Source organism: Cyanobium sp. L1E-Cus (assembly GCF_024345755.1).
GTDB classification, from domain to species: domain Bacteria; phylum Cyanobacteriota; class Cyanobacteriia; order PCC-6307; family Cyanobiaceae; genus Cyanobium_A; species Cyanobium_A usitatum.
Window position 1 is genome coordinate 14,063 of sequence record NZ_JAGQBS010000010.1, and the last position, 20,068, is coordinate 34,130.

The following is a 20,068-nucleotide window of genomic DNA, read 5'->3' on the forward strand; positions in this document are numbered from 1 at the left end:
GCAAGTGCTGATCGTGCCACAAGTCAGCGCGCAGATGTGGTGTTTTCGTCCTCAGGCGCTGACTCGGGCCAGCTGCGCAACTCCTGGCGCAGGTGCTGCAGGCCCAGGCAGGCGGTGGCGGAAATGAACAGGGCCGTTGGGGCTAGCGCCCGGGCTCGCTCCACCTCCCCGGCTGGGCAGCGGTCGATTTGATTAGCGATCAGGCGCCTGGGGGCGGTTGCTCCAAGGGAATCGAGGATGGTGTTGACGGTGCGCCACTGCTCGGGCCAGGCCGGGTCGGCCAGATCAACCACGATCAACAGGCCCTCAGCTTCAAGGGTTTCCTCCAGGGTTGAGCGGAAGGCTTCCAGCAGGGGCGGGGGCAAATCGCGGATGAAGCCCACCGTGTCAGTGAGCAGCACTGGTTCCGGCAATTCAAGTCGTCGGGTGGTGGGATCAAGGGTGGCGAACAGCTTGTTTTCGGCCAGCACGGCGCGGGCTTCGCTGGCCTTGGTTAAGGCGTTGAGCAAGGAGCTTTTGCCGGCGTTGGTGTAACCCACTAGGGCCAGTCGCCGCAGTCCCTGGCGGCTGCGGCGCAACCGGGCCCGGTGCTCGCCCAGCTGGCTCACCTCCCGCTGCAATCGCTCAATCCGGCGGGCGATGGCGCGACGATCTTTTTCCAGTTGGGTTTCGCCCGGTCCCCGGGTGCCGATTCCTCCCCCCTGCCGCGACAGGCTGCGGCCGCGGCCGGTGAGTCGGGGCAGCCTGTAGCGCAGTTGGGCCAGCTCCACCTGGAGGCGCCCGGCGGCGCTGGCGGCCCGTTGGGCAAAGATGTCGAGAATCAGTTCACTGCGGTCGCTCACCGGCAGATCGAGGAGCCGCTCCAGATTGCGGGCTTGCACCGGTGTGAGCTCCCGGTCTGTCACTACCAGGGTGGCGCCGAGCCGCCGGGCCTCCAGGGCCGCTTCACCCACTTTCCCCTCACCCCAGAGGGTCTGGGGGGCAACCTGGCTGCGGCGCTGCTCCACCACTCCCACCGACACGGCACCGGCGCTGCCTACGAGTCCCTCCAGTTCGGCGATCAGGCGCTGGGCCCGCCCGCGGTCGCCCGGGGTGAGGGCTAGCAGCAGCACCCGTTCAGGGCCGTCTTGGCTGGCGCCAAAGGCGCCAGCGCTGGCTCCATTTGGTGGGGTGAGGCTGAGGGGATCTCGGCCGCACAGCTCGGCTAGATCTTCAGTCGCTTCGCCTGCCCAGGGTTCGGCGGCGTCGGGGTGGGCCACCAACAGTTGGGCGGGCCATTGGCCCCCCGCCCCCGCCCTGTCGCCGAAGCGCAGCCAAACGATGGGCGCTATATCCAGCCCCACGATTCCCTCCTGGCGGCCGGCTTCGAGTTGTTTGGTTCGGCCGCAGCAGGTGATCAGCCGCAGCTCGGAACCCTGGCGGCGCTCCGAGCCGGGCAGGCGCTCCAGCAGCCGGCCCGATTGCTCCAGCGGCCCCACCCAGAGCAGCCGGCACAGGCCCCGGCTATCCACTACCAAGGTGAGCGGCAGCTCCAGCTCACGGCTTTCGCTGGCAAGCCGCTGCAAGCAGAGCAATTCAGCTATCTGGTCGTCCGGATGGCGGCGGTGACAGAGGCGTTCCAGGCGTCTTTTTTGGGCGGGTCGCAAGCCGGCCGTGCGCCCCGCCAGGCTGCCTTGTTTCACCACAGTCCTTGTTTCACCACAGATAGACAGCGATTACGGATTTGATCATGGGCGGGCCTTGCCCACCACAAGCTTGGGTTCCCGGCAGGGTCACCGGGGCCAGTCCGCTAGCCAGCCGGCGACCACTTTGAACTGATGCGATTTACCAGGTAAGCGGGCCAGGTAGGCCAGTTTGCGGATCTGAAATGCCGCCGCTCCCGCCAGGGTGAATCCGCCGCCAACGAGGCTTGCTTCACCTCGGCCCAGGCTCATCATTTCGCCGAGGTCCTTGTAGTTGAAGGGATCGAGGGGGTCGCCAGCGAGGGAATGCATCAGGTTGGCGGCCAGGCACTCAGCTTGTTGGAAGGCCACTTGGGCCGTTGCTGGCAGGGGTAACTCCTGCTGGGCGATGTCGCCCAGGGCAAATAGGTGGGGCTGATCGACCAGCTGCAGGGTGGGCTCGCAGCTCAGTCGTCCAAGTCGGTCGACGGGAATTGGCGGCTGGCATTCAAGCGATTGAAAGCGCAGGCCTGCAGTCCAGATAACCCCATCAACCTTCAGCTGTTCCGAGCCCGCTGGCCCCAGCAGCGTCAGTTCACCTGGTTGCACCGCCTCGACGCGGGTGTGGGTTCGCAGCCTCACATCTCGGCGTTGCAGGGCCTGCTCAGCCTGTTCTCGGTTGAAGGCCTTGGCCTGGGGGAGCAGTCCGGGGCCCTGCTCAATCAGGTCCACAATCGTGCTCCCCTGCAATTGGTCGGCCAGCTTGCAGGCCAATTCCACCCCGCTGGCACCAGCTCCCACCACGGCCAAGCGCTGCAGGGGCCGGGACCGCTCCTTCAAGGTCTTGATTAGCCGCTGCAGTCGTTCCACGTCTGCCAAGGTGCGAAAACCGAGGCTGTATTCAGCTACGCCGGGGATGCCGAAGTCATTGGCCTGGGCACCCGTGGCCAGCACCAGGCGGCTGAAGGCCAGGCACCGGCCGCTGGTGGTATGAACCTGTGATGACTGGGCGTGGATGCGCACAACCCGGTCCTGCAGCCAGGCCACCCCTTTGCCGGCCAGCAAACTGTCGTAGCGAGGTGCGATCTCCCAGCTGCGCAGTTCGCCGCTCAGCAGTTCGTAAAGCAGGGGCAGAAATAGGAAGCGATCGTTAGGTTCGATCAGCAGGATTGGTGGATGGTGGCGGCGCTCTGCCAGGGCGAGGGCGGTGTAAAGCCCACCAAAGCCCCCGCCCACGATCACCACCGGTGCGGTTGGCGGGGTCACCGCAGCCTGCGATCGCGCCGCCTCAGGATTCAGCATTGCTTTGGTGGTCTTTCGCCGGCACCTGCTTTTGAACCCTAACCAGCGACTCACTCAAAGGGCGATGATGGTTTGATGCATATGGACCAAGTGCCAGCCCTTTCACCCGATGGCGCCGGACGGCCGATCGATCTGGACGCTGCCAGGGCACTGCTTGCACCCTTGTCGGCCCAAGAGCGCCTGAGCTGGGCTCAGAACACCTTCGGGGCAGGATTTGCTTTAACAACCAGTTTTGGCATCCAGTCGGCAGTTCTGCTGCACATGGCTAGTGAGCTGACCGCCAATATCGGTCGGCCCATAACCGTGATCTGGGTTGATACGGGTTATCTGCCGCCGGAGACCTATCAATACGCCGAGCGTCTGGTAAAGCAGCTCCAGCTCCAATTAGTGGTGGCCCAGTCGGCCATGAGCCCGGCCCGGATGGAAGCTCTGCACGGCCGCCTTTGGGAAACCGACCAGGGCGGAGATCTGGCGCTTTATCACCGCATCCGCAAGGTGGAACCCCTCGACCGGGCCCTCACTGATCTGGCGGTGACCTGTTGGGCCAGTGGTGTGCGCGGCAGCCAGACCGATCACCGCAAGGCCATGGAACCGCTGGATGCGGTGCGTCAGCGCTGGTCGCTGCGGCCCCTTCTCTCCTGGAGTAAACGGGATGTTTACTACTACATGGAAGAGCACAAATTGCCCCAGCACCCGCTGTTTGAGCAGGGTTATTCCACGGTGGGCGACTGGCACTCCAGTGCTCCTGATCTAGGAGATGTCAGCGGCCGGGCGACCCGTTTCGGTGGTCTCCAACAGGAATGTGGCATCCATCTGCCGGGATTGATGGGCGAGGGCATCTGAGCGAGGGCCGTTGGCTGCTGATCGGCAACAGCCGATGGCACTGGGCAGAGGGTGAGCTGGGCTGCCTGCGTACGTGGAGTGCTCCAGCCGGTGTGGGACAGCTTGAGGGGCTGGTTGCTTGGGCGGCGGTGGGCCAGGTGCCCGCCTCTGCTCCATTGCCGCTGGAGCGGCGTCTGCATTTGAAAGATGTGCCCTTGTTGGAGCAGCCTGGCTGGCTGGGGGTGGACCGTGCCCTAGTGGGTTGGCGGGCCTGGTGCCTTGCCTCTGGTCCCGTATTGGTGGCGGACGGCGGCACCGCCCTGAGCCTCACCCTGGTCACCAGCGAGGGCCGATTTGGGGGAGGACGGTTGCTAGCCGGAGCTGCCTTGCAGTTGCGGGCCCTGGCTGCTGAAACTGCAGGACTGCCTGCCTTGGACCCGCCCTTAGATCTGCCCCCGGAACTTTGGCCTCACTCCACACCAGAAGCTATGGCCGCTGGGGTTTTGCGGGGTCTGGCGGCCGCCTTGGCCGCCGCTGGGCGTGAAGCCAAAACAAGCTGCCCGGGCTGCAGTTTTTGGCTCACGGGAGGAGATGGCCCCCTGCTGAAACCATTGCTGCAGCAGCTGCTAGTCAGTGCCATGCCGCTACAGCTGGCTCCAGACCTGGCCCTTGAGGCCTTGGCGGCACTCAGGCCAGGCCCAGATCGCTGAGGATGTCGTCAGCCATGGTTTCGGACTTCACTTTTGTGTAGATCTTTTCGATCTTTCCTTCTGCATCCACCACAAAGGTGTGGCGCATCATGCCCATGTATTCCTTGCCCATGAATTTCTTCAGCCCATAGCTCCCATAGGCCGCGGCGACTGCGCAGGGCTCGGCGTCGCTTAGCAAGGTGAAGGGAAGGTCATATTTGGCGATAAATTTGGCGTGGCTGCTGGCGCCGTCTTTGCTGATGCCGAGCACGGTGATGGCTTGCTTTTCGAATGCGCCCCACTGGTCGCGGAAATTGCAGGCTTCTTTGGTGCAGCCGGGGGTGTCGTCCTTGGGATAGAAGTAGATCACCACCCGTTGGCCCTTGAACTGGGAAAGCTTCACCGCCGTTCCGTCTTGGTCTGGCAAGGTGAAATCAGGGGCGGGCTCGCCGATCTGCAAGGTCATTGAACGTCCAACCGAACTCACTAGTCAGCCTAGGCAGCAGCTTGGATCTGCCGCAGCGCCCAGCCCCCCAGCTATGGCTGCGCTATCTAGAGGGGGGCGACCTCGGTTGTTTATCTACTGATGAATGGAGTTGGGGCTTGGGCCTGCCTGAGCTGCAGCGAAGTCGCTACTTCCAGAGCCGGGCTCTGCTCCGGCAGCAGCTGGCTGATGTGTTGGGCTGCGCTGGTGCCGCGGTGCCTCTCCATAGTCCGCCCGGCCAACCACCACTATTAGGTAATGATCTGGGATGGGTCAGTCTCAGCCATAGCGGCGCTGGCTTGCTGATTGGCTACTCCGGCTCTCCCATCGGAGTAGACCTCGAATCCACTGCTCGACCTATTGAGCCAGCTGGATTGATGCGGCGGTTTTATCCAGAGCCTGAACAGGCGCAGTTGGGGGATTTGACTGGGGAGGAGCTACGGCGAGCGGTGCTCAACAGCTGGGTGTTGAAGGAAGCGGCCATCAAGTGGCGCCATCGCACCCTTGCAGCAGAACTGGCTCAGTGGTGTTACGACCACACCAGCGGTAGCTTGCTAAATCTCAGTGATGGGGCCAAGCCCGATCACAGCAGCGCTCTGCAGCAGGATTGGCGTTGGGCGGCGGTTGGTGAGGGTTGTGCAGGTTTGATGTTGGGGTCGCCAGGACAGGCTGAAAAATTGCTGGGACAGCAGGGGAGATGATTCGTCTGAGAACGCATTTTTACCACTGAAATCCAGTGCAAATCTTTCGATTTTGTGTCGATGCACCCCGCTGACTTGCATCTTTGGTGACATGCGGCATGGCGTGGCTAACTTTGAATCGAACTGATTCCACGTCTCTCGTGATCAAGCGTTTGCTGGCCGGCCTTTTTGTGGGTACGGCCCTCTCGGCGGTGGCTATGCCAGCGTCCGCCGCAGTCGACAACAATCTCCCCGTTCGTTGGAACACCGGCGGCGCCGTGTGGTCTACCAACCAGGATGCCTTCAATACATTTCTGCAGTCTGGTGAAGTCACCGATCGGGGTCTGGAAGGGGGCCTGAACCGCTCCGGCTGGACCGCTGCCGAGGTGCGTGAGGGCATGAACAAGTCCTACAACGTGGACTTCGTTGGCGTCTCCCGCTTCCTCTACTCGGATGCAGGTGTGAAGTTCCTCAAGAACCAAACCACCAGCTACTTCCCCTACTGGAGCATGAACACCTTCGCGGTGCAGGCTCTGCGCTCGGCGATCATGGCCGATGCCCGTGACGGCCAAATCTCCTCGGCCGGCATCATGAATGCCCTGCCTACCGACATGCGCCTAGCCGACTTCTGCAACACCTACACCGGTGCCCAGAACGTCTGTGCCGAAGGTCGCTGCCAAGGTGACGCCCAGTGCACCTCCCTGCTCTCCTGGTACGTGTTCCTGCCGGCCTGCATCCAGGCCAACCAGATGGCTGATCCCGTGGCTGAAGTGCGCACAATGGCCCCAGCCCCAGCCCCAGTTCAGCAGGTGCAACCTGAGGCTATCCGCGGCCTCTGGTGAGCCTGGCCTTTGGTGAGCATGGCCTTGGTGTTCGGCTCTCGCTAGGCGATTCGCCACCTCAGCTGCCCCGGCTTTCGCCGGGGCTTTTTTATGTGTTTAGGGGTGTTTGCAGTGCGTCTGCACGCCTTGCCCTTACCAAGGTGTGCTCAAGTGTCTGGGGCAGGGGCTGGCCCAGCAGACGGCTGAATGCTTCTCGCAGGCTTTGCACGGCATCACTGGCTAGGGGCTTGCCCCGGAGTGCGGCCATGGCTTCGAGATAGGAGCTGGCCGGGGCCAGCCAGCGTTCGATCAGCTCGGCAGTCAGCTCGAGTTGGAGTGATTCCTGCCACTGCTCCTGTTGCACTTGCCATCCCGCGGCGATCAAGCTGCGTTGGCTGATTAGACCGGTGCTCTGGGCCTGGATCAGTCGCTGCCCCTCCAGGTGAGTTAGCTCCTCCAGCAAGATTTGCAGGGAGGTTTCTGCCTTGCCGAGCAGGGCCCGCAGACCTGCTGCTGGACCGAGTTGGGGAGTGCTGAACAGCAGGCGCCATTGGCCGTTTTGGCCCAGCAGCGCGCCAGCCTGGCTGATCCAGGCCTCGATTTGTTCGGCGCTGAGGCCCTGCCAGGGTTGACGCGCTATCACCCAGTCGAAGCGGGCCCCGGAGTCAAGGGCGAGTTGCGGTTCGAGCTGGGAGTTAAGGGCGGCAGGGGTTTGGGGAGGCACCAGCAGCAGCTGGGGTTGGCGCAGGCTGTCGAGCACCTTCAGCTGGGCTTGCAGCCGCTCCCGGTCGGAGGCCTGGGCCACGGTGATCACTACCCCGCCCTCGGGCGTAGCGGCCAGGGGATCAAGGGCCCATAGCAACGACCTCGCTTCCAGCACCAGCACCCGCGCTTGGCGTTGCCAGATCACGCCTGCCCAGAAGCGATGTTTCAGAGTGTCGAGTCGTTCTCCCTCGGTGGCGGCTTGCCGCTGCAGCCAGCGCTCCAGCTGGGGATCTTCCGGACTGCTGCTAAGCACGTCGCCCTGATCCGCCGCCATCTCAGCGGCAGCCGCCAGCTGGGCGGCCCGTCGCTGTTGCAGGCGCTCGCGCCTCTGGCCCTCCCAGCCCAGGCTGCCCGGTTGCCAGAAAATCTCACCTTGAAGTGCGCCAGGCAAATACTGCTGGGCTACCCAGTGCTCGGCGTAGGCATGGGGGTAGCGGTAGCCCACTCCATCGCCAAAAGCCTTGCCATCACGGTTGGCATCGCGCAGGTGGGCGGGCACCTGTTGGCGGTTGGCGCTGCGCACGCTTTTTAGGGCATCGAAGAAACCGAGCAAGCTGTTGCTCTTCTCGGCTCCCGCCAAATAGAGAGCTGCCTGGGCCAGCGGGTAAAGCCCCTCTGGCAATCCCACTCGCTCGAAGCTGGCCGCGCAGGCTTCCACCACCACCACGGCCTGGGGATCGGCTAAGCCGATGTCTTCCCCGGCAGCGATCAACATGCGCCGGAAGATAAAGCGCGGGTTTTCGCCCGCCTCCACCATGCGGGCCAACCAGAAAAGGGCCGCATCTGGATCGGAACCGCGCAACGATTTGATGAAGGCGCTGATTGTGTCGAAGTGGGCATCCCCCTGCTTGTCGTAGAGCACCGCGCGCTGCTGAATCGACTCCTCGGCGATGGTCAGATCGATCCTGATGGAGCCATCAGCACCGGGAGGAGTGGTCTCCACCGCCAGCTCCAGGGCATTCAGCAAGCTGCGGGCATCGCCGCCGGCCACATCAACCAGGTGGTCGGCCGCTGCTGCGGCTAAGTCAATCGAGCGTTCGCCATAGCCCACTGCCGGATCCCGCAGGGCCCGTTCCAGCAGCTGGCGCAGGTGTGCTGGCTCAAGCGGTTGCAGGCGAAACAACCGCGAACGGCTTACCAGGGCTTTGTTCACCTCGAAAAACGGGTTTTCGGTGGTGGCTCCGATCAGATTCACCGTGCCGTTTTCTACCCAGGGCAGCAGGGCATCTTGTTGAGCACTGTTGAAACGGTGCACCTCGTCGATGAACAGGGTGGTGCGCAGGCCATGGTGCGACAGGCGCTGCTGGGCCGCGTCCACCTCGGCCCGCAGATCCTTGACGCCGGCAAGTACGGCATTGAGGCTGCTGAAGTGGGCCCTGGTGCTGCCAGCAATGATCCGGGCCAGGGTGGTTTTGCCCACCCCCGGCGGGCCGTGCAGGATCAGGTTGCCGACTCGATCTGCGGCGATGGCGCGGCGTAGCAGGCGTCCTACGCCGAGGATCGACTCCTGACCGACGAAGTCATCAAGGCTGCGGGGCCTCAGCCGGTCGGCCAGGGGCGCTATTCGGGCCAGGGTGATGTCGCGTTGATGGCTGAACAGGTCGCTCACGAGGTCGCCGCAGCGCCGTTCTGAGTCCATCATCGGCCTGCCGGCGATACGCTCCGGCCATGCGGCGCGCCCGATCCACCATCACACCATGCACCGCCCAGTTGTTTCCCCCTTTTTGATTTTCACGGCGATGGCCTCTGCCCTGGTTGTGGGGTGTCAGCAGGGCCGCGAGCCAGCCCCGCGGCTGCCTGTGGTGCAGAGCCAGCGCCTGGGAACTGCTGAATTTCAAGCCAGTTTTGACACCGTGAGCACCCTGGAGGCAGAGGAGGAGGTGGATCTAGCGGCCCAGGCGGGTGGCCGCATTCAGCGATTGTTGGTGCGCCAGGGAGATCGGGTGCGCCAGGGCCAGCTGCTGCTGGTGCTCGACCAGGCCCAGCTCAGGGCTGAGGTGGCCAGCCTGCGCGCTCAGATGCAGACCAACCGCCTCAATTACCAGCGTTATCAGGATCTGGCCCGTCAAGGTGCTGCCAGTGCCCTGCAGCGGGATGAATTTCGCCAGGCCTACATCGCTGCCCGCGAAGCCTTGGTTGCCCGGGAAGCCGATCTCGCCTTCAAGGATCTGCGGGCGCCGATCAGCGGCACGGTGGCCGATTTGCGCGTCAAGCAGGGTGATGTGATTGCTGCGGGCGTGCCGATTACCCGCTTGATCCGCAACGCCAATCTCCTTGCCCGCATCGACGTACCTGCCACCTATGCCGATCGTGTTCGGCCTGGCCAGCGGGTGCTGCTGCTGGCCGCCTCCAGTTCCCAGCCCCTGGCGGAGGGCCCGGTGATCTCGGTGGATCCGGGGGTGAGCGCCCCAACTCAGACGCTGCTGGTGAAGGCGTCGTTTGCTAACCCGCGGGGCAGCCTGCGCAACGGCCAGCGCAGTCGCACGCGGCTGGTGCTGGATCGGCGCCAGGAGTTGGCCGTTCCCTTCACCGCGGTGACCCGGTTGGCAGGACAGCCATTTATCTATTTAGTGGGCAGCTTGGCTGAGCTGGAGCAGCGGCCAGGCAAGGCTCCCATCGCCGAGCTGCGCCGGTTGCCGAGCGGCACCCTGTTTGCCTTGCAAACTCCAGTGCAGCTAGGAGATCTGCAAGGAACCCTCTATCCACTGCAGCGGGGGGGGCAGGGTGTTGCTCAGGAAGGCGATCGGCTGATTACCGCTGGCCTGCTCAACCTGCGCCATGGTGCTCCGGTGCAACTTGCGAGGCAGGCCAAAAAGCCAGGCATCCGGTAGCTTGCCTTTCGATGCTCAGTGGATGTGAACAGAGCGGTTGCGGTCTCCTCTCTTCTAGGGCTGCTGTGCGCAGGGGGGTGTGCGACCAAACAGGCCTCCCGGCAACCGCTGGTAGTGCAGTCCGAAACCATCGGCGAGGCTGATTTCAGCCCCTCGATTGAGGTGATCAGCCAGCTCAGCTCCACCAGTGATGTGGCACTGCGCCCCGAGGTTGATGGGCGGGTGGTGAAGATCCTGGCGACCCAGGGCCAGCGGGTGAAGGCGGGCCAGCCGATCTTGGTGCTCGACAACGTGCAGCAATCGGCAAACCTGGATGCCAGCAAGGCCGAGGCCCGTAAGGATCTGGTTAACGCGGAGCGCTACATCTTTTTGAACGAGCAGGGAGCGGTATCCACCAAGGATCGCGACTTCTATGTCACCCAGGCGATTCAAAGCCGCGACCAAGTGCGCGCCAATGCGGCCACCTTGGGCTACAAATTCGTGACGGCACCGATCAGTGGCGAGATCGGCGATCTCGATACGGTGAAGTTGGGTGATTACGTGCGCCAGGGACAGGCGATCACCGGCATTGTCGACAACTCAAGCCTGTGGACCCTGATGGATGTGCCCGCCACCCGCTCATCGCAGGTGGCGCTTGGCCAGACCGTGCAGCTGGTGACCCAGGGCAACCCGCCTCTATCTGCGACGGGGAAGGTGGTGTTTATTTCTCCGTACTACGGAGTGAGCGGCAGTAGTTCTTCGCCAAACACAGTGCTGGTGAAGGCTTCCTTCCCTAACGGTACAGGTCAGCTCAAAACAGGTCAGTACGTGCGTAATCGGATTATTACCGGCAACACCCGCCAGCTTTCCGTGCCGGTGCAGGCAGTGATGATGCAGGCCCAACAGCCTTTTGTTTATCGAGTGCTGCAACTCAGCCAGGTGCTCGCCAAGATCCGCGCCTCCACCCAAATTCCTGAGGCGCAGAAGCAGAAGCTTGAGGCCCTGCCGCCCAATACTCCGATCGTGGTGCAGACCCCAGTGCAGCTTGGGGAGCTGGAGGGCAATCGCTACCCGCTGGTCTCCGGCCTGCAGAAAGGAGAAAGGGTGGTCGTCTCAAAAACGGCGCTGTTGCGTACCGGCATGCCAGTGAAACTCTCGAGCGGAAGCAACTGAGAAAGTTATGTCACTATCCGATAATTTCATCAAGCGGCCTGTCCTTACTACCGTTTGCAGCATCCTGATCGTGCTGCTGGGAATCATTGCGATCCCCGGCCTGCCAATTGAAAACCTGCCGAATATTGCGCCACCGCTTATTCAGGTGACCTCTAATTACGGCGGTGCTAATTCCATAGTGACGGAACAGGCCGTTACCAATCCGCTCGAGCAGCAGATCAACGGTGTGCCGGGCGCGGCCTATATCTCATCGACCAGCTCAAATACTGGTCAGAGCATTATTCAGGTTTATTTTGAGGAAGACACGGATATCAACATCGACCAGGTAAACGTTCAAAATCGCGTTTCCCTGGCCATGCCTCAGTTGCCCCAGCAGGTGTCGGCAACGGGGGTGTCGGTGATGCAGAGCACCCCATCGATTCTGCTTGCCTATCAGGTCACGTCTAGCCAGGGTCAATTTGATGCTTCCTATATCAACGGCTTGATTTATGAGCAGCTCTACTACCAGCTTGAGCGGGTCCCCGGAGTCGCTCAAGTCAATCTGCTGGGAGGTAGTAACCCTGCCTTCTGGCTGTTTGTTGATCCAAGCAAGCTCAGTGCCAACCAGCTGACTGCCGACCAAATCGTCAGTGCGGTCAAGAGTCAAAACAGCATCGCTATTGGTGGCCTGATTGGTGGTCCGCCAGCCGGAGGAGATCAGCTGTTCGCCTACCCGATCCTAGTGGCTGACAACGGCAACTTGATGTCAGTAGATCAGCTCAATGACCTAATAGTTGGCAAGTCACCACAGGGCAATTTGCTACGGCTGCGCGATGTGGGCCAGGCTACCTACGGGTTTAATACCTTTGCTCAGCAGGCGGTGAGTTACGACGGGTTCCCGTCTATCACCGTTGCGGTGTTCCAAACTCCAGAGAGCAATGCTCTAGATGTATCAGAAGCTGTGGTGGCCGTGATGAATCAATTCACCCAGTCAACTCCGCCTGGGATCGCGGTTAAGCAGATTTACAACATTGGTCAGTTTATTGAGTCTGCGGTTGAAGGGGTAACGGATGCCCTTGGTCTGGCAATTGTGCTGGTGCTAGTGATTCTGTTTCTGTTTCTACAGAACTGGCGCGCCACGGTGGTGCCCAGTCTGGCAATCCCGATCTCACTTATAGGTACTTTCGCCTTCATCAAGGCTTTTGGATTTTCCATAAACCAGCTCACCTTGCTTGGCTTGGTGCTTGCTACTGGCCTGGTGGTTGACGATGCGATCGTTGTGATCGAGGCGGTTTCTAAAAATCTTGAGAGTGGCATGAGTCCACGCAAGGCGGCGATGGCCTGTATGGGTGAGCTAACTGGTGCTCTGATCGCTACATCGCTTGTGCTGATGGCTGTATTTGTGCCAGTAGCTTTTTACCCGGGTGGTATTGGCATCATCTACAAGCAATTCGCCCTCACGATCGCCTTTTCGATCGCCATCTCCACCTTCAATGCCCTGACCTTCTCGCCAATGATGTCGGCCCTGATCCTCAAGTCGGAGCAGCCTCCGAAGCCCAAGGGTTGGGGTTGGACCATCGGTGGTGTGGTTGTGGGCCTGGCCTTCGGCCGCTTCAGCGCCGCATCCTTTGGTGTCGGTGCCTACGTCTTCGGAGTTGTCGTGTTCGGGTTGGCTGGTAGCCGGCTTGCCTCAATTTTTGAGCAATTCAATCGGTTTTTTGCTTGGTTGCAGAGCAGTTATGCCCGCTTACTTGAGGTGCTGATCCGCCGCCGCAAATACGTTGTTGCGGGCCTTGCTGGCGGCATTGTGCTCACCGCTCTGGCCTTCTCGGCCCTGCCCTCGGCTTTCATCCCTGAGGAAGACCAGGGATATGGGGTGGGAATTTTTCAGTTGCAGAACGGAGCCTCCCTCAGTCTCACCCAGCAGACTGGCCTGGAGATCGCCAAGGTGCTCAAGGAGGAGCCTGACATCACGGCAGCTTCGGTGGTTAGCGGCTACGGCTTCAACGGCTCCAGCCCAGACCAGGGTGTGTTCTTCTTCGGCCTTAAGCCCCTTGAGGAGCGTAGTGGTGCCGATCAGAAAGCACCGGCAATTGTGGAGCGACTCAATGCCAAGCTTTCTAAAATTAGCAGTGGTCTAGTTATAGCAGCCCAGCCACCCGCGATTCCTGGCTTCTCGGCCCAGGGTGGCTTCTACTTTCAGTTCAACGACTTAAGTAATGGCGCATACAGCTTTAACCAACTCGACGCCCTAGCTCAAAAGCTTGTGGCAGCTGGCACGGCATCCGATCAGTTTTCAAGCCTTTACACCCAGTTTATTCCCAGCGCCCCAGCATTTGGTCTGAAAATTGATCGCTCAATTATGGGCGCTCTGAACATCGATTTCCAGCAGGCGATGCAGACGATTGCCGTGCTCGCAGGTGGCAACTACTCAGGCTTGACCTATGAAAATGGCCAAGTGCGCAACATCTATGTGCAGTCAGAGGCGTCCGGCCGCAGCACCCTTGAGGATGTGCTCAGTTACTACGTGCGCAATCGCGACAACAAACTAGTGCAGGTCAGCGAGTTTGCTTCGTCAGAACTCACCAGCGCCCCTCCGGTTATTAGTCACTACAACCTTTACCGCACTATTTTGGTACAGGGCGCGGAGGCGGTTGGCAAGAGCTCTGGCCAGGCCTTGACGGCTATTCAGCAGATCTTTAAGCGGCTTGATTTCAATAATATTGGCTATGCATTCACTGGCCTGGCTTCCCTGCAGCTTTCTGCGGGTAACGCCAGTGTGCTGGTATTTGGCCTGGGTATTTTGATTGTTTACCTGGTGCTTTCGGCCCAGTACGAGAGCTATGTCACGCCCGTGATCATTCTCATGACAGTCCCCTTGGCCATGCTTGGAGCCCTGGTGTTCTTAGCCCTCCGCTCAATTGATCTAAATATTTATGCCCAAGTAGGTCTGGTGACCTTGATCGGCTTGGCTGCCAAGAACGGCATCTTGATTGTTGAGGTTGCTGAGCAGCACGTTGCCAATGGTATGAGCTTTGCGGAAGCGGCTATTTCTGCTGCTGAGTCCCGCATGCGTCCAATTCTGATGACCGCAATCGCCTCTCTGGCTGGATTCTTGCCCCTTGTGGTGGCAACCACCGCTGGAGCAAATAGTCAGCAATCCCTAGGCACGGTGATATTTGGGGGGCTGCTAGTTGCCACAGTGCTTTCGCTTGGCGTTGTGCCTCCTTTTTATGTGGTGATTAAAAACTTTGAGGCTCGCTGGTTGCCTGAATCCACACCGGAGACAACCGCTTAGGTGATCACGGTGGGGCGATCCATCCCCGTGCGGGTCTTGATTTCGGCCAGTCCGTCGATTGCCGTGATCAGCTCGCCGAGGGCAATTTGGGGATCCTGGCTGAGGTTGCCGCTAGGGGGCACATAGCTCTCCAGGTACACCCGTAGGGTGGCTCCCTGGGTGCCGGTGCCGGAGAGGCGCAGCACCACTCGGCTGCCATCTTCGAGCAGCAGACGCAGGCCTTGGCCGCTTGTGAGAGATCCGTCCACCGGATCGGTGTAAGCGAAGTCGTCGGCGGTAGCGATATTGCGGCCGGCGAAGCTTTGGCCCACCAGTGCGGGCTGCATCTCCTTGATGCGGTTGTAGAGGCCATGGGCGGCCTCGCTGGCGATGGCTTCGTAGTCGTGGCGCGAGTAGTAGTGCCGGCCGAAACGGCTCCAGTGCTCGGCCATGATCCTGCTCACTGGTGCCTGCTTCCTGGCCAGGATCTGCAGCCAGAAAAGCACCGCCCAGAGGCCATCTTTTTCGCGGATGTGGTTACTGCCCGTGCCGAAACTTTCCTCACCGCAAAGGGTGATGCGCCCCGCATCGAGCAGGTTGCCGAAGAATTTCCAGCCCGTTGGCGTTTCGAAGCAGGCCAGACCAAGCTCCTTTGCCACCACATCGGTGGCGGCGCTGGTGGGCATCGAGCGAGCCACACCGGCTAGGCCATCGGCGTAGCCCGGGGCCAAGGTGGCGTTGGCGGTGAGTACCGCCAGACTGTCGCTTGGGTTCACGAAGCAGCGCGTTCCCAGCACCATGTTGCGGTCGCCGTCGCCATCGCAGGCGGCACCAAATTTGTAGGCATCGCTGCCCATCAGCAGCTCGGCCAGGTCGTGGGCGTAGGTGAGGTTGGGATCGGGGTGGCCGCCGCCAAAATCTTCCAGGGGGATGCCGTTGCGCACCGTGCCCGCGGGAGCGCCAAGCAATTCTTCGAAGATCCGGCTGGCGTATGGGCCGGTCACCGCGTGCATGGCATCGAAGGCCATCGGAAAGTCGCCCCGCAATAGATCGCCGATTTGGTCGAAGTCGAACAGGCGCTGCATCAGCGCTACGTAGTCGTCGACGCCATCAATAACCTCAACCTGCAGGTCGCCAATGCTGCTGAGCCCTGGCGTTGAGAGGTCGGGATCGCTGCCGCCTTCGCAGATCCGATAGCCGCCTAGTTCCAAGGTGGCGGCGTAAATCGCGTCGGTGATCGATTCCGGCGTGGGGCCGCCGTTGGCGCCGTTGATTTTGACGCCGAAATCGCCATCGGGGCCGCCGGGGTTATGGCTGGCCGAGAGAATCACCCCGCCCACGGCGCCGTGTTGACGTATCAGGTGGGAGGCGGCTGGGGTGGAGAGGATGCCGCCGGTGGTGGTAATCAGCCGGGCCACGCCATGGGCTGCGGCCATGCGGGCGATCACGTTGATTGCTGCGAGGTTGCCGTAGCGACCGTCACCTCCCACTACCAAGGTGCCGCCGGCCACGCCTGGCAGCACCTGCAGGCTCGCTTCGATGAAGCTCTCCAGGTAGTGGGGCGTCTGGAACTGGCGACTGCTCTTGCGCAGGCCGGAGGTGCCGGGCTTCTGGTCGCTGAAAGGCTGAGCCAGGGAAATCTGCCGAATGCTCACGGGATTACTGCTGGTCATCGGCCGAATCCACAGGGACACTGGGGCACCAAATTAGCCTTGGCTTGTCACCTTTCCAGAACTGACTAGCTTCCAAGGGAAGGCAGTTGATTGGGGACAGGGGTGTTGGCCAAAAACAGGTTTGCCAGCGGGCACATTTGGAGAGTGGCTTGCTTAGCTGGCTTGGCGCTAACAGCCAGCTCCTTAGCGGCCACAGAAGCCGGCCGGGCGGCAGTGATGGGGGGAGCCCGCGCCCTTCCTTTGGCGGAGGCGGTGCAGCGCAGTCGGTTGGCAGCTGAAGCCGTGATCCAGCGACGCGGCAAGGAAACCTGCCTGCGCGGCAAGCTCACCAATGCCTTACTGGGCCTGTCTGCCAGCTGTGAAGTTGCCGCTCAGAAGGATGGTCTCTGTGCCTTGGCCGATCAGGCGGTGGTGCAGGTCGGCTGGTCGCTGGCTTTTATGGACAGCACTGCCCAGCAGGTGCTGAACCTTATTGAGAGCCAGCCGGGATCAGGATCAGGACCAGGATCAGGATCAGGACCCCGGAATTAGGTTGAACACACCTTTTTTCTCCTTGGGCTTGGTGTCGGTTTTGCTCGGGGCGACCGAGCGGGTCTGCTGTTTGCAGAAGGGGATCACGTCCTGGCCGGCTCGGTTGAGAGCTTCGCGCCTTTCAAAAGTGTTTGTGGTAGCTGGCTTTGCCCGTTCGCGGATCGTCCAGATGGCGTCCTTGCAGGTGGCGCCAAGGCGGGGGTGATCCATCAGCGGATCGGCCATGGTGCTTGCCTTGCCGCAGGCTTCAATTGTGTTGTCTCTTCCGCAGGCGAAGGTTTGGAGCTGGAGCTCGCGCAACAGTTCCATGGATGGGTACGGAGGGTCCTTGGGTGCTGCCTGTACGGGTGCAGCCAGCAGGGCGATCAGGCCAAGGGCAAGTGCGGGATCAATCCGAGGCGCGGCCATGGTTCCACCGGGGTTGCCCCCATCATGGCGGTCCTGGCAGCTGGGCTAGTCCCTGGCGCAGCGGTTGTTGCTGCTGTCTCCAGTGGGCTGCGATCGCGGGACCCACAAGGGGTGCGGCGATCGCCAGAGCCCCCCGCAACCAACCCTGCTGCCGCAACTGCTCTCCCCGGGCTGCTTCGGCAGCCTGCAGGGTTTGCATGCTGATGATTTCGGGCCGCCGCTCCGCCTCAATTTGGACGGCCACCCCATCAAGGGCAGCGCCGCTGCAGCCACTGCTGAGCAGAGGCAACAACCGCATGGCGGCTACCCAGGCATCACGCAGGGCCATGTTGATGCCCTGGGCTCGCACCGGTCCCATCGGGTGGGCCGCATCGCCAAGCAGTAGCAGGCCCGGGTGGCACCAGCGCTCCGCTAGTCCCACCTGCACCGTCAGCCGGCTGGGCGCCCCCAATCCGTCGCGCCACTGCCGTAGCCAGGCCGCTAGCTGAGGCGGACTCAATGCTGCCATCCGCTCGATCCAGCCTTCTCTGCTGAGCTCGGGTGTGGCTTGAGACTTGCCTATAACCCAGCCCAGCTGCACGCCGCCGCTGGCGCTTTCGAAAGCGCTGAAAACCCCCTGGGGACCCACCAGGGTGGTGAAGGAGCCAGCTAAGGGCGAGGCCGCGGGACTGGCCAGTTGAAACCAGAGCAAGTCGATCGGGCTGGGGCTGCTCTGCAGCGCTAGCCCTGCCTTCTGGCGCACCAGGGAGCCCCGGCCATCGCAGCCGATGACAAGGTCGGCAGGTAGCTGACTGCCATCGCGCAGTTGCACCCCCGCCACCCGCTCCTGCTGCCACAGCAGGTCAACCACCGGTTGGCCCCGCTCAATCGCAAAGGAGGGGTAGGTGCTGCCCCGTTTCAGCAGGGCCTCCAGCAGGGCCGGCTGGCTCACCAGGGTGCAGGGCCGGCTCGGATCGCCGCCGAGGGGCTCGGTGGCGGTGAATAGCTCCTGGCCATTGACCACGAAGCGCCATTCCACCAGGGGCCGGTGGGGCAGGCCTGGAATCAGCTCTAGCAGCCCCATGGCCGCCAGGGCTTCCAGCCCGGAGGGCATCAGCGCTTCGCCGCGGAATTGACGCTCCAGGTTGGTGCCGGCCTCTACCAGGGTTACGGCCATACCGCCACGGGCCAGCAGTAGGGCCAAACTCGCCCCCGCCGGTCCGGCACCCACCACAACCACCTTGGGGCGGTGGCTCAAGGGGCCACTCAAACGAAGGAGTTGTAGTTGCGAGTGCCGCCGCTCACCGGGTCGACATGGCCCGTCAACTGGCTTTTCTTGCTGAGCAAATACTCCACCAGCTCCTGCTGAACGGCCAACAATTCATTGGTGCAGCCGCGGAATGCGGCCCGGTGGCGTATTTCATCGTGCCGGGTGTGCAGGTCGCGCAGCATCAGCTGGATGGCATCCAGGGTGGCCGACGTGTTGCGGGAGGCCGGCGGGGCATTCAAGGCACGCTCCGTTCCACTGACCATGGCCACAGCATTGAGGGGAAGGCTAAGCGTAGGAGGGGGGCCGCCTGGATCACTGCTCCCGATCAGCAGTCGCCAAACAGGGTGCTGGACACCTGATGGAATGTTTCAAAGGTGTCTTGGTGATCCAGCCCGCTCACCGCCAGGGAGACGGTCTGCTGGCGGGGGTTGCATTCCACTGCCAGGCTCACTGCCCTGGCGCCATGGTCGGCATGGAAAGCGGCGCTCTGGCCGTCAACGGCGTAGAGGGTTTCGGGGGCGTGGGTGAAGCCGAGCTGGTTGGCCAGCAGGCTGATGCCGGCGAGGGACTTGGCCAGACTGCCGTCGCAGCGGATGGCAGTGGTGTAGACCACTGGCGCAGCGGGGGTGGTGTCCTCACCTGGCAACACCAGGGAGCTCGCCAACGACTTCATCAGGCTGCCGGTCTTCGCCAAGCTGCCGGTCTTCAGCAGGGTCTTCATCGGCGTACTTGGCCATCCGAGCAAATGGACTTTAGGTGCAGATCACTAGATGTGGTGCTTGGGGTTACCGGACGGCCCATATATGGTGGTTGGAGAGCCCTCCATCATCAGCCCGCCCGTCCCGACTCGGCTGCGTTGAACCCCCGGTCTGCAGCAGCAGCTCTGTTCTCGCCAGACGAGCGACCTTGCCCGTTCCACTCGGATCAAGGGGGTAGGACGTTTATTCCGATATTTCTTTGCTGATGAAGCAATTGCGACCTCTCGCTTTTGCTTCATAGAGCAACTTGTCAAGCTCTTGAATCACGTCTTCAAAAATGAGTTTAACGCCAGAGGCGCAATAAAGTATGCCTACACTCATTAGGATGCCTTCGGGGAAATCAGAGGCTCATTTTGCTTGGCTTCGGAGACCATCTTGAATGGCGACGAGCCAACTTATGGTTTCATCGGGCAACTGCGCAGGAATGGCGATAACAATTCGTCGCCGCCAAATCTTGCAGCAAATGCCTGATCTCCTGGTTTCGCTAATAATGCAGCTCCAACCCGCTTCAGGGCTTCGTCTCCTCTTGCATGTCCGAAGTTGTCATTGATTAACTTGAAGTTGTCAATGTCAATCGTGATCAGGCTAATAGGCTCTTGTGCCTGAGTCTTTAGTCGCAATTTCTCGAACTGCTCGATGGAGATGCGCTGAAGTTAGAATTTAAATGGTTTATATTTTAATCGTTTGCGCCGTTGTGTGCCGTCTTAGTGTAGCGCGTGTAATGTCTTGTCGCCAGGCAATGGTTAAAACTCTGGAGTGTTCTATGCATAGCTTGCATAGAGACCTGGCTTTAAGTATTGGTGGTGCATCTCAGCGATCCCTGTTCTTCTGGTTGGCTTTCTAAGCCCCCTCTGAACACAGCTGCCCCGAACCATTGCCTGTGCACCACTCCTTCAAGGCATGGGCAATGAATTCAGGTTCATTGTTCATGCGCCGATGGGGCGGTGCCATACCTCTAAATCTGGCTGGCAGGGAAGCTCTCAGAA

General features: G+C 61.4%; 18 protein-coding genes. 8 read left to right on the plus strand and 10 right to left on the minus strand.

Annotated elements, in window-relative coordinates; genetic code table 11:
• Nucleotides 1-23: 23 nt before the first annotated feature.
• Nucleotides 24-1,682: a GTPase HflX gene (gene hflX, locus KBZ22_RS10280; protein WP_255021897.1), complete on the minus strand. Its 1,659-nt coding sequence runs from the start codon at nt 1,680-1,682 to the stop codon at nt 24-26.
• A gap of 90 nt (nt 1,683-1,772) precedes the next feature.
• Nucleotides 1,773-2,927 (minus strand): FAD-dependent oxidoreductase, encoded by a 1,155-nt coding sequence (locus tag KBZ22_RS10285; protein ID WP_255021898.1) that lies wholly within the window; start codon nt 2,925-2,927, stop codon nt 1,773-1,775.
• 117 nt (nt 2,928-3,044) lie between these two features.
• Here KBZ22_RS10285 and KBZ22_RS10290 point away from each other — a divergent pair, with 117 nt between their 5' ends.
• Entirely contained in the window at nt 3,045-3,806 is a 762-nt protein-coding gene (locus tag KBZ22_RS10290) for a phosphoadenylyl-sulfate reductase (RefSeq protein WP_255021899.1), read from the plus strand.
• Nucleotides 3,764-4,495, plus strand: a complete 732-nt coding sequence (locus KBZ22_RS10295; RefSeq protein WP_254961343.1) for a type III pantothenate kinase — start codon at nt 3,764-3,766, stop codon at nt 4,493-4,495. Before KBZ22_RS10290 ends, KBZ22_RS10295 begins: the two co-directional genes overlap by 43 nt.
• Here the strand turns inward: KBZ22_RS10295 and bcp are convergent.
• A complete protein-coding gene (gene bcp, locus KBZ22_RS10300) occupies nt 4,473-4,940 on the minus strand; it encodes a thioredoxin-dependent thiol peroxidase (RefSeq protein WP_106632560.1) in 468 nt (155 codons plus the stop codon). The genes KBZ22_RS10295 and bcp overlap by 23 nt on opposite strands.
• 41 nt (nt 4,941-4,981) lie before the next feature.
• Between bcp and KBZ22_RS10305 the strand changes: the two genes are divergently transcribed.
• Both KBZ22_RS10305 and KBZ22_RS10310 read left to right on the plus strand, forming a co-directional pair.
• A complete protein-coding gene (locus KBZ22_RS10305) occupies nt 4,982-5,659 on the plus strand; it encodes a 4'-phosphopantetheinyl transferase superfamily protein (protein ID WP_255021900.1) in 678 nt (225 codons plus the stop codon).
• Nucleotides 5,660-5,799: 140 nt separating this feature from the next.
• Nucleotides 5,800-6,480, plus strand: coding sequence for an alpha/beta hydrolase (locus KBZ22_RS10310; protein WP_396111957.1), 681 nt, complete (start codon nt 5,800-5,802; stop codon nt 6,478-6,480).
• A gap of 88 nt (nt 6,481-6,568) precedes the next feature.
• Here KBZ22_RS10310 and KBZ22_RS10315 read toward each other — a convergent pair whose 3' ends face one another.
• Nucleotides 6,569-8,866, minus strand: a complete 2,298-nt coding sequence (locus tag KBZ22_RS10315) for an AAA family ATPase (protein WP_255021902.1) — start codon at nt 8,864-8,866, stop codon at nt 6,569-6,571.
• Nucleotides 8,867-8,963: 97 nt separating this feature from the next.
• Here KBZ22_RS10315 and KBZ22_RS10320 point away from each other — a divergent pair, with 97 nt between their 5' ends.
• From KBZ22_RS10320 to KBZ22_RS10330, 3 genes are read left to right on the plus strand one after another with little or no spacing between them, the layout of a single operon-like run.
• Nucleotides 8,964-10,055 carry an efflux RND transporter periplasmic adaptor subunit gene (locus tag KBZ22_RS10320; protein WP_255021903.1) on the plus strand — a complete coding sequence of 364 codons (1,092 nt, stop codon included), beginning with the start codon at nt 8,964-8,966 and terminating at the stop codon, nt 10,053-10,055.
• A gap of 24 nt (nt 10,056-10,079) precedes the next feature.
• On the plus strand, nt 10,080-11,207 hold the full coding sequence (locus KBZ22_RS10325) for an efflux RND transporter periplasmic adaptor subunit (protein ID WP_396111960.1): 1,128 nt from the start codon (nt 10,080-10,082) through the stop codon (nt 11,205-11,207).
• Nucleotides 11,208-11,214: 7 nt separating this feature from the next.
• Nucleotides 11,215-14,484 carry an efflux RND transporter permease subunit gene (locus KBZ22_RS10330; RefSeq protein ID WP_255021904.1) on the plus strand — a complete coding sequence of 1,090 codons (3,270 nt, stop codon included), beginning with the start codon at nt 11,215-11,217 and terminating at the stop codon, nt 14,482-14,484.
• On the opposite strand, the gene KBZ22_RS10335 is transcribed toward KBZ22_RS10330, so the two are convergent.
• The gene (locus tag KBZ22_RS10335) at nt 14,481-16,136 is read right to left on the minus strand and encodes an alpha-D-glucose phosphate-specific phosphoglucomutase (protein WP_255021952.1); all 1,656 of its coding nucleotides are present in this window, start codon (nt 16,134-16,136) and stop codon (nt 14,481-14,483) included. The genes KBZ22_RS10330 and KBZ22_RS10335 overlap by 4 nt on opposite strands.
• 162 nt (nt 16,137-16,298) lie before the next feature.
• Here KBZ22_RS10335 and KBZ22_RS10340 point away from each other — a divergent pair, with 162 nt between their 5' ends.
• Nucleotides 16,299-16,667 (plus strand): hypothetical protein, encoded by a 369-nt coding sequence (locus tag KBZ22_RS10340; protein WP_255021905.1) that lies wholly within the window; start codon nt 16,299-16,301, stop codon nt 16,665-16,667.
• Here KBZ22_RS10340 and KBZ22_RS10345 read toward each other — a convergent pair.
• From KBZ22_RS10345 to KBZ22_RS14420, 5 genes are all read right to left on the minus strand, one after another.
• The gene (locus tag KBZ22_RS10345) at nt 16,650-17,075 is read right to left on the minus strand and encodes a hypothetical protein (protein WP_255017616.1); all 426 of its coding nucleotides are present in this window, start codon (nt 17,073-17,075) and stop codon (nt 16,650-16,652) included. The two genes, KBZ22_RS10340 and KBZ22_RS10345, sit on opposite strands and share 18 nt — an antisense overlap.
• 22 nt (nt 17,076-17,097) lie before the next feature.
• Complete coding sequence (locus KBZ22_RS10350; protein WP_255021906.1) at nt 17,098-18,312, minus strand: FAD-dependent monooxygenase; 1,215 nt, start codon at nt 18,310-18,312, stop codon at nt 17,098-17,100.
• An 8-nt stretch (nt 18,313-18,320) separates the two neighbouring features.
• Nucleotides 18,321-18,587 carry a hypothetical protein gene (locus KBZ22_RS10355; RefSeq protein ID WP_315858611.1) on the minus strand — a complete coding sequence of 89 codons (267 nt, stop codon included), beginning with the start codon at nt 18,585-18,587 and terminating at the stop codon, nt 18,321-18,323.
• Nucleotides 18,588-18,649: 62 nt separating this feature from the next.
• Nucleotides 18,650-19,045, minus strand: a complete 396-nt coding sequence (locus KBZ22_RS10360; RefSeq protein ID WP_255021907.1) for a hypothetical protein — start codon at nt 19,043-19,045, stop codon at nt 18,650-18,652.
• A 432-nt stretch (nt 19,046-19,477) separates the two neighbouring features.
• Nucleotides 19,478-19,702 carry a diguanylate cyclase gene (locus tag KBZ22_RS14420; RefSeq protein WP_255021908.1) on the minus strand — a complete coding sequence of 75 codons (225 nt, stop codon included), beginning with the start codon at nt 19,700-19,702 and terminating at the stop codon, nt 19,478-19,480.
• Nucleotides 19,703-20,068 lie beyond the last annotated feature (366 nt).